This window comes from Glycomyces sp. NPDC049804, from assembly GCF_040674615.1.
GTDB classification, from domain to species: domain Bacteria; phylum Actinomycetota; class Actinomycetes; order Mycobacteriales; family Micromonosporaceae; genus Glycomyces; species Glycomyces niveus.
On record NZ_JBFAMQ010000001.1, the window covers coordinates 12,680 to 26,085 of the forward strand.

General features: G+C 64.7%; 13 protein-coding genes and 1 tRNA gene. 7 read left to right on the forward strand and 7 right to left on the reverse strand.

The features are described 5' to 3' along the window. The first annotated feature begins 3 nt into the window (after nt 1-3). The 4 genes from AB0K52_RS00070 (at nt 4) to AB0K52_RS00085 (ending at nt 2,780) form a co-directional block, all read left to right on the forward strand. Complete coding sequence (locus AB0K52_RS00070) at nt 4-1,308, forward strand: hemolysin family protein (protein ID WP_363523858.1); 1,305 nt, start codon at nt 4-6, stop codon at nt 1,306-1,308. Beyond that, entirely contained in the window at nt 1,301-1,639 is a 339-nt protein-coding gene (locus AB0K52_RS00075; protein WP_363523860.1) for a cytidine deaminase, read from the forward strand. The genes AB0K52_RS00070 and AB0K52_RS00075 overlap by 8 nt, the downstream gene beginning before the upstream one ends. Next, a complete protein-coding gene (era, locus tag AB0K52_RS00080; protein ID WP_208495598.1) occupies nt 1,632-2,552 on the forward strand; it encodes a GTPase Era in 921 nt (306 codons plus the stop codon). The genes AB0K52_RS00075 and era overlap by 8 nt, the downstream gene beginning before the upstream one ends. A gap of 154 nt (nt 2,553-2,706) precedes the next feature. After that, nucleotides 2,707-2,780, forward strand: a tRNA-Met gene (locus tag AB0K52_RS00085). 214 nt (nt 2,781-2,994) lie between these two features. Here AB0K52_RS00085 and AB0K52_RS00090 read toward each other — a convergent pair. The 7 genes from AB0K52_RS00090 to AB0K52_RS00120 all read right to left on the reverse strand — a co-directional run bounded on the left by AB0K52_RS00090 (nt 2,995) and on the right by AB0K52_RS00120 (nt 10,337). Continuing rightward, nucleotides 2,995-3,585: a hypothetical protein gene (locus AB0K52_RS00090; RefSeq protein ID WP_363523862.1), complete on the reverse strand. Its 591-nt coding sequence runs from the start codon at nt 3,583-3,585 to the stop codon at nt 2,995-2,997. Further along, nucleotides 3,582-3,995 (reverse strand): hypothetical protein, encoded by a 414-nt coding sequence (locus AB0K52_RS00095; RefSeq protein WP_363523864.1) that lies wholly within the window; start codon nt 3,993-3,995, stop codon nt 3,582-3,584. The genes AB0K52_RS00090 and AB0K52_RS00095 overlap by 4 nt, the downstream gene beginning before the upstream one ends. A 44-nt stretch (nt 3,996-4,039) precedes the next feature. After that, a complete protein-coding gene (locus AB0K52_RS00100) occupies nt 4,040-5,056 on the reverse strand; it encodes a hypothetical protein (RefSeq protein ID WP_363523866.1) in 1,017 nt (338 codons plus the stop codon). Nucleotides 5,057-5,143: 87 nt separating this feature from the next. Continuing rightward, nucleotides 5,144-7,174 (reverse strand): ImmA/IrrE family metallo-endopeptidase, encoded by a 2,031-nt coding sequence (locus AB0K52_RS00105; RefSeq protein ID WP_363523868.1) that lies wholly within the window; start codon nt 7,172-7,174, stop codon nt 5,144-5,146. A 5-nt stretch (nt 7,175-7,179) separates the two neighbouring features. Next, a complete protein-coding gene (locus AB0K52_RS00110; protein ID WP_363523870.1) occupies nt 7,180-8,163 on the reverse strand; it encodes a hypothetical protein in 984 nt (327 codons plus the stop codon). A 623-nt stretch (nt 8,164-8,786) separates the two neighbouring features. Further along, nucleotides 8,787-9,689 (reverse strand): hypothetical protein, encoded by a 903-nt coding sequence (locus tag AB0K52_RS00115; protein ID WP_363523872.1) that lies wholly within the window; start codon nt 9,687-9,689, stop codon nt 8,787-8,789. Between the two features lie 15 nt (nt 9,690-9,704). Continuing rightward, complete coding sequence (locus AB0K52_RS00120) at nt 9,705-10,337, reverse strand: hypothetical protein (protein ID WP_363523874.1); 633 nt, start codon at nt 10,335-10,337, stop codon at nt 9,705-9,707. Between the two features lie 487 nt (nt 10,338-10,824). On the opposite strand from AB0K52_RS00120, the gene AB0K52_RS00125 reads away from it, so the two are divergent. The 3 genes from AB0K52_RS00125 (at nt 10,825) to AB0K52_RS00135 (ending at nt 13,392) form a co-directional block, all read left to right on the forward strand. Beyond that, entirely contained in the window at nt 10,825-11,889 is a 1,065-nt protein-coding gene (locus tag AB0K52_RS00125) for a DNA cytosine methyltransferase (protein ID WP_363524996.1), read from the forward strand. Nucleotides 11,890-11,911: 22 nt separating this feature from the next. Beyond that, complete coding sequence (locus tag AB0K52_RS00130) at nt 11,912-12,343, forward strand: very short patch repair endonuclease (protein ID WP_363523876.1); 432 nt, start codon at nt 11,912-11,914, stop codon at nt 12,341-12,343. 110 nt (nt 12,344-12,453) lie between these two features. Beyond that, a complete protein-coding gene (locus tag AB0K52_RS00135) occupies nt 12,454-13,392 on the forward strand; it encodes a NaeI family type II restriction endonuclease (RefSeq protein WP_363523878.1) in 939 nt (312 codons plus the stop codon). Nucleotides 13,393-13,406: the final 14 nt, after the last annotated feature.

Below are 13,406 nucleotides of genomic sequence, written 5' to 3' on the forward strand. Positions count from 1 at the left end.
GGCATGATCCCGTATTCGCTCCTGGCCGCGGCGGTCGCCCTGACCGCCGTCGCCGGGGCCGCGGCCATGGTCGACTCGGCCCTCACCGCCGTCTCGCCCGCGCGCGCCGCGGAGCTCGCCGAGCAGCGCCAGCGCGGCGCCGAATCCCTCGTCAAGATCATCGAGGACCTGCCGCGGCACCTGAACCTGCTCATCCTGCTGCGCCTCGCCTGCGAGGCGGCCGCGATAGCGATCGTCGCCGTCGTCGCGTTCGACTCCTGGCATGACTCGTGGCTCGCCGTGGGCATCTCCGCGGTGGTCATGACCGTCGTGTCGTTCGTCGCCATCGGCGTCGGCCCGCGCACGCTCGGGCGCCAGCACGCCTACCCGATCGCGCTCGCCGTCGCCGGTCCCGTGGCCCTGCTGGGCACGGCCCTCGGCCCGTTCGCGAAGCTCCTCATCCTGGTCGGCAACGCCGTCACGCCGGGCAAGGGCTTCCGCGAGGGGCCGTTCGCGACCTCGGAGATCGAGATCCGCGAACTGGTGGACGCCGCCGAGGCGCAGGGCACCGTGGACCACGAGGAGCGCGACATGATCGCGTCCGTGTTCGCCCTGGGCGACACGGTGGCCCGCGAGGTCATGGTGCCGCGCACCGCGATGGTGTGGGTCCCGGCGGACATGTACGCGGACGAGGCCGAGCAGGTCGCGCTGCGGTCGGGGTTCTCGCGGATCCCGGTCGTGGGAGAGGACCTGGACGATGTGCGCGGCGTGGTCTACCTCAAGGACCTCGTGCGGCTCGACGACCGCGTCAACCCGCATGTGAGCGAGGTGATGCGCGCGGTCTCGTTCGTCCCCGACTCGAAGCCGGTCGACGACCTGCTGCGGGAGATGCAGACCGCCCGCATCCACATCGCCACGGTCGTCGACGAGTACGGCGGGACCGCCGGGCTGATCACGATCGAGGACATCCTCGAGGAGATCGTCGGCGAGATCACCGACGAGTACGACAACGAGCTGCCGCCGGTCGCCTGGCTCGACGACCGCACCGCCCGCGTCACCGCCCGGCTCTCCGTGCAGGACCTGGAGGAGCTGTTCGGCGTGAACCTGCCCGAGCTCGACGTGGACACTGTCGCCGGGCTGCTCGCCGCCGAACTCGGCAAGGTTCCGCTCGCGGGCGACCGGGCGCGCCTGGGCGGGCTCGAACTGACCGCTGAAGGTACCGTTGGCCGCCGCAACCGCATCGAGACGGTGCGCGTCGCGCGCCTGCCCGAGGCCGGCGACGCCCCGGCGGCCGCTGTGAACGATGAGAGGCACAAGATCAATGTCTGACCTTCACGTCGATGCCCTCGACGCCGAGGACGCGAAACTCGCCACGCTGGCCCGAGGGGCCGCCGGGCGGGTCCAGCAGACCACCGGTGCGGCCGTGCGCGACGGCATCGGCCGCACTTACGCCTCGGCGGCCGTCGACCTCCCCTCGCTGCGGCTCACGGCCCTCCAAGCGGCCGTGGCCCAGGCGTACGCGGCCGGGGCCGACAAGCTCGAGGCCGCGGTGCTGTTCGGCGCCGCGGAGGACGCGGACGGCATCCAGGCCGCCCGGGAGATCAGCGCCGACCTCACCGTCTGGTCGGTCATTCGCAAAGAGGTGACCCGTCTTGCCTAGCAACGACTTCCGTTCCGGCTCCAACGGCTTCAGGGCGGGCTTCGCCTGCTTCGTGGGGCGTCCGAATGCGGGCAAGTCCACCCTGACGAACGCGATCATGGGCCAGAAGATCGCGATCACCTCGAAGCGCCCGCAGACCACGCGCCACGTGGTGCGCGCGATCCTGCACCGCCCCGACTCCCAGCTCATCCTGGTCGACACGCCCGGCTTGCACCGCCCCCGCACCCTGCTGGGCGAGCGGCTGAACGACCTCGTCCGCCAGACCTGGTCCGAAGTGGACGTCATCGGCCTGTGCCTGCCGGCCAACGAGAAGCCCGGCCCCGGCGACAAGTTCATCGCCGGCGAGATCGCGAACCTGAACGCCAAGGTCGTCGCGGTCGTCACCAAGATCGACCTGGTCTCCAAGGACGCCCTGGTGCGCCACCTGACGAACGTGGCGGCGCTGGCCGACTTCGCCGACATCGTGCCGGTCTCGGCGAAGACCGGCGAGAACCTCGATGAACTCGTCGGCGTCCTCTCGGACAAACTGCCCGAATCGCCCCAGCTCTACCCGGACGGGATGATCACCGAGGAGCCCGAGCGGGTCATGATGGCCGAGCTCATCCGCGAGGCCGCCCTGGAGGGCGTCCGCGACGAGCTGCCGCACTCCCTCGCCGTCGTCATCGAGGACGTCGAGGACGAGGACTCCGACGGCGGGCCGCGCAAGAAGATCTGGGCCGAGATCTACGTCGAGCGCGACAGCCAGAAGGGCATCATCATCGGCAAGGGCGGCGAACGCCTCAAGCGCGTCGGCACCAAGGCCCGCAAGGGCATCGCCCAGCTCATCGACAGCCGCGTCTACCTCGACCTCCACGTGCGCGTCGCCAAGGACTGGCAGCGCGACCCGAAGATGCTCGAACGCCTCGGCTTCTGACCTACCCTGCGCCCGGCCCGGTCTCCCGCACCATGGGAATCCGGGCCGTTCGCGTCTCTCGTCCCATGAAACCCCAGGTGAACGCGCGGTGACTGCGCTCACGGACCCCGCCGTGGCACCGGCTAAACGGGATCATGTACTCTTTAACTACCGACGCGGGATAGAGCAGCTCGGTAGCTCGCCAGGCTCATAACCTGGAGGTCGGTGGTTCAAATCCGCCTCCCGCTACAAAGAAAGTCCAGCTGAAAGCCGGTTTCCTCGAAAGAGGGGACCGGCTCTTCTGGTTCTCGCTTGTCGTTCGCTTGTTGTGACTCCCCAGGATGCCTTGGTTCGCGCTGGTATGGAACGACTGACTGATGTGATGTGCCACACTCGTTTGTGAATCAATGTGGTTAGAGTGGTCGTGCAAGCACATGGTTCGTCCAGATCACTCCAGCCGTCATCATGGGCCTTCGGTTGAAACGGCGCTCGGTTGGGCGGGCCGCGGAGTCGGCTTCTCCAGGCGCCGCGAGCGTCGAAGCCATCTGAAGAAGCGAACTGGCCAGGCCGCGTACGTGAGCAAGTGCTGGTGAACTGCGTTTGCGAAGTCGTGTTCATGGGTCGTGAGGTCGGTGAGGTTCACAACGGCCGTAGCGATGTTCATTTCATGGTCTTTGGTGATGGCGGGCGCTTTCCACGCTTCATTCATTGCGACACCGGCTGTGCTTCTGGCTGCAGAAACTAGGGCGTTGTAGGCCTTGCCGACTGCCAGCGATTCGGATTGTGTCCAGGCGAGGTAGTAGTTGATGCGCTGCTGGGTCTGTCTGACCAACTCAGAGATGCGCGTGCGTTCGTCGCTAGGGCTGTCGCAGTTCCTACGTCGAATCACATAGGGGTACTCGCGGTACTCGGTGTAGGCCGCGAAGGCCTCGGCGAACACCGTGCGTACACGGTCGCGTTCCTCGGTCCGGCTCTTTCGCCAGGCAAGGCCGATGTTCACGGTGCCGGTGAGGAGCGCCGCGATCACCGCGCTGGTGAGAATTCCAGTAATCATTCATGCCATTCGGTATGGGGTAAGGAGCGTCGATGAGGAGCTTCTACACCGGGCCATTCGCCCGTCTGCCGGTAATGCTCCTCTTTGATGAGGTGGGCTGCGATGTGCCCAAGTAGCGCCGTCGGTCCATCGGGACGGCACCAACGTGCTTCGGGTGGATCGTAGGGGAACCACATGCACAAATTCCCGTCCCGGTACCGGTGCGGGGAATCGGCAGGGCCGTCGACGAACACGATCGGCTCCTCGGGCAGCCCGCGCGAGAAGATGATCTCGACCGTCCGTTTGTCGACGCCAGCAGGTTCGATTTTGGTCTTGACCGCGAATCCGCCGCGAAACTTGCGGCGGGGCGCGGCGGAAGCAGCGTCCGGGTAGTCCAGCTTCAGGTGTTGCAGGAACTGGATGCGGTTCACGGGCTTGGCGAACCATGGCGGGTGCCGCCAGGCAGGTTTACCCACTAGGACACGTCCCCGTAGGAGCGGGTCGGGGGGATCAGCACCGCCGGGCCGGCCACACCGAGCGCCGTGGTCGGCACCGCCGAGCGACCCGAGAGCAGCTGGACCGCTGCGGCGAGCTGGTTCGTCTTCGGGTTGTCGACGTACTTCCAGAAGACCCGCCCGAGCGCGGCGGCGACCGAGTCCTCGTCGCCGTCTGCGAGGAGCGCTTCTTCGAGCGCATCGCCGGCCTTCTGCAAGCGCCGCTGCACGTTTTCTGCGGGGAGGAGCGGCTTGAGGTTCGCCGACACCTCAGCTGGATCAGGCGTCGCCTGGTGGGCCTTGAGCCGAGCCGCGGCTTTGACGAAGAGGGTCCGCAGACCGTCCGCGACCCCCATGCCGGGCTCGACGAACTCGTACGCCCAGACCGAGAGCATGAACGAGGACACGCCCGGCTTGTCGAACTGCTTGTTCCACGCCTTGGCGAGCCGGATGATCTTGCGCCGGATCGCGCGGTGCGAGGCCGTCCCGGAGTTCAGCAAGGTCACGTGCCCCTCGGGATCGGAGGGCTCCCAAGTGTTCTTGTTGAGGTTGGGGATCCACAGGCCGTTGCCCTCGCGCCGCGTCAGTGCGACGACCATGTCGACGGTGGGGTCTTGTCCGTTAATGGGGCTCCCGAAGTAGAACTTCGGCCCGCGCTTGGAAGTGCAGACCCGCGCCTTGGGATACTCCTCCCGCACAAGCGGCCCCAGGAACTTGCACAGGTCGTCGACGACTTCCTGCGGGTGCTCGCCCCCGCCCTCGGGCCCGAGTTGCGGGTAGCAGCGCCGGTCAAGGACGAGGCCGCTGTCCCCGTCGGTCACGGGGTGGTTCATCGTGTGGACCGCAAGGGATCCGCTCGCGTAGGTGCGCCGCGCGCCCTCGTAGCCGATCGCGACCTTCCGGACCAGCGCCAGGCGCGTCCGGACCGCGGTCAGGGGCTCTGCCTCCGCATCGATCTGCTTGCGGATCGCCGCGAGCATGTCAGCCGTCGTTCCCACCAGATTCTTCTCCTCTGTGTGTGACGCCGGGCCATCCCCGCCGTCACTGGGGCTAACGGGACAGAACGACGATCGTCCACGGCGGCCTCACTCGCAGCACTCCTTGCACACCGTCGAGCCGGTCTCGAACTGTGTCCGGTGCTTCATCAGGAAGCACTTCCCGCAGCGACGTTCGGCGGCGAGGGTGCACTCGCAGTGTCCTTCGGGGCAGCGCGGCTCTCGGCAGGTGGGGCAGCGGTCGGTGATCTCGAAATTGGTCCCGCAGACTCCGCAGTCCCCCCAGCGTGCCTTGACACTGGGCCGGGCCGGACCCTCGCGTGGTGGCGCGAACGTCCGCCATGGGGCGTCGTACTCGACCATCACGATGAAGAGGAGGCCGTCGCACCAGGCTGCCTGGCCGTAGAGCTCGGCAGAAGTATGGCCGGTCGAGTACTGGATCAGCGCGTTGTCTCGCCGGACTACCTGGGCGTCCCTGTGGTTCGCCAGGGCGGCTTGAATAAGCGGGTTGGAGCGCTGGTCAGAGGCGCGACGCGGTGGAAATAGGGTCCCGTGGGCGGAGGCGAAGCTGACGGTACCCGACGGCTCGATGACCGCTACAACACCAGGTACGCGCAGTTGTGTGGCCAGGCGAACACAAATAGCTGCTCTTGAAGCCGCGGTGCGGTGGTAGAGCTCCAGCGCAGCCTCAACGGTCGTTCCATGCTCGGCGACGACGGTCCCCACCAGCGCCGAGGGGAGGAGGATTTCGGCGGCAAAAGCATCGCAGGCCGCGTCCTCAAACTCCTTGGGTGAGCTGTGCTTGAGCGCTGCCTGGCCTAGGTTGATGTCCTGCTGCTGGAGATGGTGCCCCAGCTCGTGGAGCAGTGTGAAGCATTGACGCCGTGGTGAAAGTGACTTGGTTACGACCATGGTCGGTGGTGTGAGAGCGCCTTCGTAGGCGCCGCTGACTGAGCAATCTTCGGCGGTGATGCCAACGAGGTCGTCTAGTTCGGGTACTCGTCTGACCCGCACGCCATCCCACGCCTCAAGTTCAGCGAAGGGATCCTGATGCAGCCGGGCCGCTGCCCCTGGGAAGAGTTGCTCCAAACGGAGCAGCATTGCCTCAGCCTGTGGCAGGGCGTCATCGAAGATAGTGGGCATATGCGGAACCAATAACTGTTCGAGGGGATGGTTGTCGAGACGGGCGAGGGCCACCATCCGAAGCCGATGACGCCAGAGGGACGAGCTGTCTCCTCGTTGCCGGGCCGCCAGCGTATAGGCACTCTGGCCCAGGTTCTGGCGAGCGGTGTGCACATCGACTCCCTCGGATGAGGCGACGGCTTCGACGAGCGGGCGCCACCGGGGTTGTTCGAGTTCGATAACCAGATCGGCGGGCAGGGCTGGTGAGCACGGTTGAAGGTCAGCTTCGGGGATCCCGGTCCCTGTCGCAAGCCGAGCCAGCTCATCAGGGGAGAGAGGGCGTTCGCGCCGAATGATCGCCATGGCGATCGGCTGCGAAACCCCAAGGGCGTCTATGACCTCAGCCAACTGCACTGGAAGAGTCGAGCTCGGTGACGCTGTTGGCTGGTCCGGGGTCTCGATCGGCTCAAGACTGGAGGCCCATAGCTCGAAGATGTCCTCAAGTTCGGCGTTAACCGACGCGCTCGATGAATGCACGTCGAAATCAGACCCGCCGAGCCGGACCCCGCCGACTTGAAGTGCCTTTCCACTGTCGAAGGAGGTTTGTCTGAGAAGGTCGACGATCGGTTCTGCAAGGCGCCCCAGCGGTCGGGAGAGGACCCGTACCGGTATCGCTTGTTTGAGAGCGAACCAGATCACGGTCGTCAGCTGCAACGGAGACGCATCCGCTGCCACGACAAGAGTCTCTGCCGCTTCGATCCCCGGCTCGATGGAAAGCGGTGCAGCCACCGCGGTCCGTCGATCCGCGTTCACCTCAAGAACGACCAGCAACGAGCTATGTTCTTGATGCCGTCCAACCCAGACTTGCCCAGGTACAACGTCGAACTCTGGGGCGTCGATGTCTTCCGAGGACGGAGCGGCCTTACGGACTACCGCAGGTGCCGTCGTGCGCTGGGCCAGTTCGATCAGCCGCTGCCGTGCGTTCGAGGAGTCAGTCATCGCACCTACCCTTCCAATGAGGTTGACGGGACAGACGCTGATCCATCCATGCCGCTCGCGGGCATCGCAGGGTCTTCCAAACATCGTCGAATGACGACCTCGAGGATTTCACGAGCCGCCGACTCGCTCCCCGCCAACTCTCGAAGCTTGGCCCGAAGCTGTTGAAGCTTGTTGTAGGTGGCCGACCTGCCCATGCTGAGAATCGCGGACGCCGCAACCCGATCATCGATCACCGGCACGAGCAGACGTTCGAGCTCCGTCAACGCGGCATACACTCTTCGGGCGGCCTCCGCGTTCTGTGTGGTCTCCGCATCCCCGATGACCTGCATTTCTGGAGTAATCGACGCCGAAGTCGGCAGTACGTTCTCATCGAACGCCGCAAGGGTCGGATCGACCTGGGTTGGCAGCCGGGCCGCGATGATCGTGGTCAACGTCTCCTCGGACAAGCTGCCTTCCGCCGCATTGAACACCGCAACGAGGAGTCTTTCAAGTTCGCCCTGCGCACCAAGCCGCGGCCGGTCGGCGTCGGCGTTGCTTGGAGCCTTGTAGGAAACATGGCACTGCCAGGCAACGTCGATCAAATCGGCTGAATCGGCCGCAGAGACGTCCGAGGGACCGTCAACCAGATGCCAGTGCATAGACACCTCGCTCCTCACGAATTGGTGGCCGCGTTCGAGCCGTTTCCGGAGGGACTCCCGCAGCCGGCCCCGGGGGCCCTTCCTCGCCTCGTCGATCATCCAGCGATGCAGCCAGGTGCGGAACATCCTGCCGACTGCATCATCATCCTCGGCCTGGAGGAGTACAGCGGTCAGCAGTTCCTCCCCAGATTCTGTGAAGAACCCCAGCGCATAGTCGTCGTAGGTTTTCGAATGATCTTTCCGAAGTTCAGGGATCCGATTCAGCTCGCTCTTTGCCAAATCCAATAGTAGGTCGAGCGCACGAGGGCCGAACTGCTCCAGGTCCCGGAGTTCTTTAAGTACCTCATTCACGGGCACACCTGCTTCTACATGGGGATTGCGGTGGCGACAAAGTAGGGGGAGAGCGGCACGATTATTGGCGGAAGTGTGCCGCCGAGGACGGAGTCATTATTCCAGATCTATTTCATAATGCAAGCCGTGAGCCTAAATTGCGCCCGATCGGGGGATACCGAATCGACCCCAACGCCCACATAATAGGCGCGGAAGTTATCAATAATGCACGTGCGTCTATAGGTCGGAGAGTCGACGATCTAGTCGCACGCATGGAGGAGGTTGGTCGATCGGCCGTCCTGCGAGCGTCATCAGGGGCGGGGTCGCCCTGATCTCGTTAATTTCAGGCTATCTTCGTGCAGCTCGTGGGCCTCGTAGTCAACGCTGGGGATGAGTGGGTTGTCGTGAGATCGAAGCCGAGATCACCGTCGCCACCGGTAAAGGGACACGGACCGGGCATTCCCGGCTACAAGCCTGCTCGACCCGGTGACCTACCCCGCCACCGCGGTCGTCGAGCTGTACCACCAACTCAGGGAGATCGAGACCGCTTACTGCGAACTCAAGTCCGGCCTGCTGCGTCGCAGGGTCCTCAGGGCGGGCGACCCGGCCGGGCTCGATCAGGAGATCTGGGCGCTCCTGGCGCTCTACCAGACCATCCGCATCGCTATCGCCGACGCCCTGATCGGTACTGGCCACACCGGCATCCGCGCCAGCTTCCACGTCGCCGTCGAAACCGCCCGCGACCAGATCACCCGCGCCAGAACATCATCGAAGCCGAGACGGTCGACCTCAAAGGTCTGATCGGGCAGCAAGTGCTGGCGCACCAGCCAGCCGAACGACGCATCCGGACCGTGCACCGCGTGGTCAAACGCACGATCTCCAAACACCGCGCCAAAGGACCGGTGACCAGGCGAACCTAAAAAGTCACCCTCGACAGCGCCATCATAGCCAGCCCCTAACTGAACGGCATTGCGGTTGGTCGGGCGTCGCCGACGTAGGGCGACGACTGCCTCAAGGACCGCCCGTAGGCCCCTCGGAATCTGGTCGGTGCGCCAGCGGCGATTGCCGGGCATGATGTGGCGCCAGCGAGGCGCCGGTTCGTTCTCTCGCCAGACGGCCTCATGGCCGGTGCCGTCGACGCAGTGCGCCCAGCAGGCGAAGGCGGTGAACGCGTCGGGATGTTCCTTGAGACGCCGTTCGCCCGTGAGCAGGTTGCCTAGGTCAAGCGAGACCTCGTTGCCGCTCGCGTCGACCGCCCAGGTCTCGATGCGCACAGCGATTCCGAACAGGTTGTCGGGGTCCTCTATACCGAGGTCCTCAAGAGATTCCCTTCGGGCGAACTCGCCGATGAGTTCGAGCGAGGCGCCGACAGCGCGACCACTGCGTTCGGATTCCAGTAGCAGCTTCGTAAGCGAGCCCAGCTCGCTCATGCTCACCTCGTCGCCGTTCCTCCAGACGCCGAACAGCGTCGGGTCCGCGCCGGGTTGGACGGTGGTGAGCGACTCGCGCATCAGGGCTCCGACGCGCTCGTGGACGGTATCGGTCATTGGGTGGACAGCTCCTTATCCCAGAATCTCGTTGAGCTTCGCGAGCAGTGCTTCACTGGCCTCGGCGCGTCGGCGTGCGAAGTCAGGGTCCATCGGATCGGTCGGCATATCTCCGGACTTCCAGTCGTGGATGTCGAGCGCGACCATTTGGCGCAGGAGGTCCGCCTCATACTCGGTCACCGAGAGGTTGTGCAGCTGTTCCTGTTCGGCGCGGGCCTTCTGCGGCGCAACCCGCTTCCGGACGACGAGGCCCTCCTCGACGGAGACGCTGTATTCGACATCGTCCTTCTGGATGTAGATGGCGCCTCCGAAGGTTCTGGCAGTCCCGTCCGGCGCGGTGCCGAAGTCGGCCAGGACCTCACGGAGCTCGTCCTCGATGGTTGCGTCTCGGTGGGCCTCGTCCAACGGGTTGCCCTCGATACAGATGCCCCGATGTCGGAGAACACCGTCCTCGTCAAGATTGGGTGTCATCGCGAGCCCGATCACGCCGCTCTCTCCGACCTTGACGAAGTATCCGTCCCCGATCCTGCCGTCGTACTCCCAGACGACCTTCTGGTACTTGCCGACGGCGATCTTGGCTTCGACCTCGGCCTCGGTCACAGGTGGCTTGACGTCGATCGCCTCGAATACGTAGATGTCCTCGCTCACGGCCCGTCCTCGTGGTGATGATCAGATGCTTCGAAGTCTATTCGGTTCGGAGAAGGCCGAAAGTCCGGAGAAGTCGTCGGCCGAAGTCTCGGCCTTCGTGATCACGGTCGCCGGGTCCCGCCGGACGGGCGGGACGGGGGTGTATCGGACTCGCCGATATACCAGCGCACCAGCTCTCGAAGGATCTCGCTTCGTGTAAGCCCCTGTTGCTCAGCGACGTCGCCGAGTCGTTCCCACTCCTCGTCCCGGATGCGGCAGGTGCGCGCCGGAGTCTTGGGCTGGTTGGGCATGGCTCGAACTTTACCGACAGTCGTCGGTGCAGCCCCCTGCCGCAGTGAGATCCGGCCGCCGGCCCACGCGAGTTGCACCATCGGGTGAAATACACCTCGGCTAGGATGTGATCATGCGCGGAGTCGTTCGAGAAGAACTTGTCACAGGTGAGTCGTACCGTCAGTCGGAGGAGACCGATGCGAACGGAGGGAACACCGTGACAGACGTGATTCGAACGATCGACCTCTTCGCCGGCGCAGGCGGATTGAGCCATGGGTTCGCGGAGGCCGATCAAGGCTACGAGCCGATCATGGCGGTGGAGATCGACCCGGCGGCAGCTCGCACCTTCAAGCGGAACTTCGGCGGTGACGTGCATACCGGCCCGATCGAGCTGGTGGAGCAGTTCCCGGAGGCGGACGTCATCATCGGAGGGCCGCCATGCCAGGGATTCTCTCCGCTCGGTCGCGACCGTGACGACGAGTCCCGGGCGGAGATGAACGAGCTCTGGCAGCAGTACCTCAGAGCTGTCCACGAGGTGAAACCGAAGGCGTTCGTCATCGAGAACGTGCCCGAATTCCAGCGATCCGCCCAGTTCGCGCAGTTGCTGCACCTGATGGAAAGCGACTTGTTGTTGCAGGAGTACGCCTACGGCTATGGGGTGCTTCACGCCGCAGACTACGGGGTTCCGCAGAGCAGGCGCCGCGGCATCTTCGTCGCTGTTCGCGGTGTCGACGAGGTCCCTTGGCCGCCGCCCGCGACTCATGGTCCCGACTCGGCGAGCGGACGACCGTACGCGACGGTTCGGGACGCGATCGACGATCTTCCCGCGAAACCCGAGGCCGTCGAGATCGGATGGGACGGCGAACAGCAGGACCTGCACCTCAAACGAAACCCTCGCCCGACGTCGCTTGAGCGATACCAGGCGATTCCGGAAGGGGGCAACCGATTCGATCTGGCCAAGAATCGACCGGATCTGCTCCCGGAATGCTGGCGGAAGAAGAAGACCGGCACGACCGACGTCATGGGCAGGCTCTGGTGGGATCGTCCCTCGGTCACGATCCGGACCGAGTTCTACAAGCCGGAGAAGGGCCGCTACCTCCACCCTGAAGCTGATCGCCCCATCACACATCGCGAAGCCGCGCGCCTGCAATCCTTCCCCGACGAATTCGTCTTCGAAGGCACCAAGATCGAGGTCGCCCGTCAAATCGGCAACGCGGTCCCGCCACTGCTGGGAAAGGCCATCGCCGAGCACGTCTACCGAGTCGCATTCGCGAGAGACTGACAGCCGTGCGAAAGTTGGGGGCATGACAAGCGCTACCTCGTGGGCTTCAAGTGACGGTGTGCGCCGGAGCATGCAGTCGAACAAGGGACGTGACACGAAGCCCGAACTTCGCCTTCGACGTGCAGCGCACGCGCTCGGCCTGCGCTACCGAGTGTCCATGCGACCGATTCCAGAGATCAGGCGCACCGCTGACATGGTGTTCACCAAGGCCAGGATCGCGGTGTTCCTCGACGGCTGCTTCTGGCACGGTTGCCCGGAGCATCACACGGTAGCCAGAACCAACGCGGAGTACTGGGCCGAGAAGGTTCGCCGGAACCGACAACGGGACCGGGAGACCGACGAGGTTCTGGAACAAGCAGGCTGGATCGTAGTCCGAAGCTGGGAGCACGAGGACCCTGCTGCGTCTGCCCGCCGCCTGGTCGAGATCGTCAAAGAGACCCGCGTTCTGAAGTAAGAGCGCTGGCCCTATGTCATTGCCCTGGGGTGGATCTCGGAACCTGGAGGCAGTGATCTTGTTTCCCCCGTGAGGAACCCGCAGTCGGCTGGTTGTGCGAGAGTGTCCTCATGAAACCTCACTCCACCATCGATGCGATGTGGCTCAAGGAATCCGACCTCGTCTACGAAGCCGACCCGGGTCTGGCAGCAGTCGCGGACTGGTTCCGTGCACAGGACGACTTCGAGGCACGCTTCGGGCAGGCAGTCCGACGATCGCTCAACGAGGTGCTCGACGGTGCGCGAACCGGACGATATGACACCAATGATCTGGAGAAGACCGAGAAGACATACGTCGGCACGAAGGTCGAGATCGTCGTCCGCGCGACCTTCGAACTGACCAAGAGTCGTCCCATGGACTACCTCATCGCAGGACGCCAGGTGGACGCGAAGTTCTCGTTCTTCGAATGGGGGTGGTCCGTTCCGGTCGAGGCGATGGACCACCTCTGCCTGGTGCTCTACGCCAACGACCATGCGTCCCTCTTCAGGGTGGGGCTCATCAGGATCAACAGCGAAGTGCTCACGAACAGCGGCAACCGCGACGGTAAGCGTGGAATTTCGGCCCGAGGACGACGGAAGATCCACTGGCTCGTCGCGGACGGCGCCCTTCCGGAGAACCTCCTCCTGCAGCTGACTCCAGAGGAAAGGTCGCCGATCCTGGCGCCGGACTCCGGGCAGAAACGGGTGAACGAACTCTTCCGTCGAGTGCAGGGCGTGTTGATCAACCGAGACTCGGTCGAACCCGTCGCCCAGCAGACCGACATTGCGAAACGGGTCCGGGACAGCCGTCTTCAGCTTGCGCATGAGGGGATCGTCGTTCTCGGTCACCAGGCCGCCCACCCCGGAATCGCGCGTGCTCTCGGGATTCCGGTGCCCAAGAAGGGCGAATGGATCTCGGTGAGACTGGTGCCCGACCTTGGTGATGGTCGACCGTCCGCGGTCATCAAGGAGCAACCATTGGTCCTCGCCCATCCCGATGAACCGGCTCAACCGCTGCGTCCAGGTTACTGAGGGAACCTCCTTCC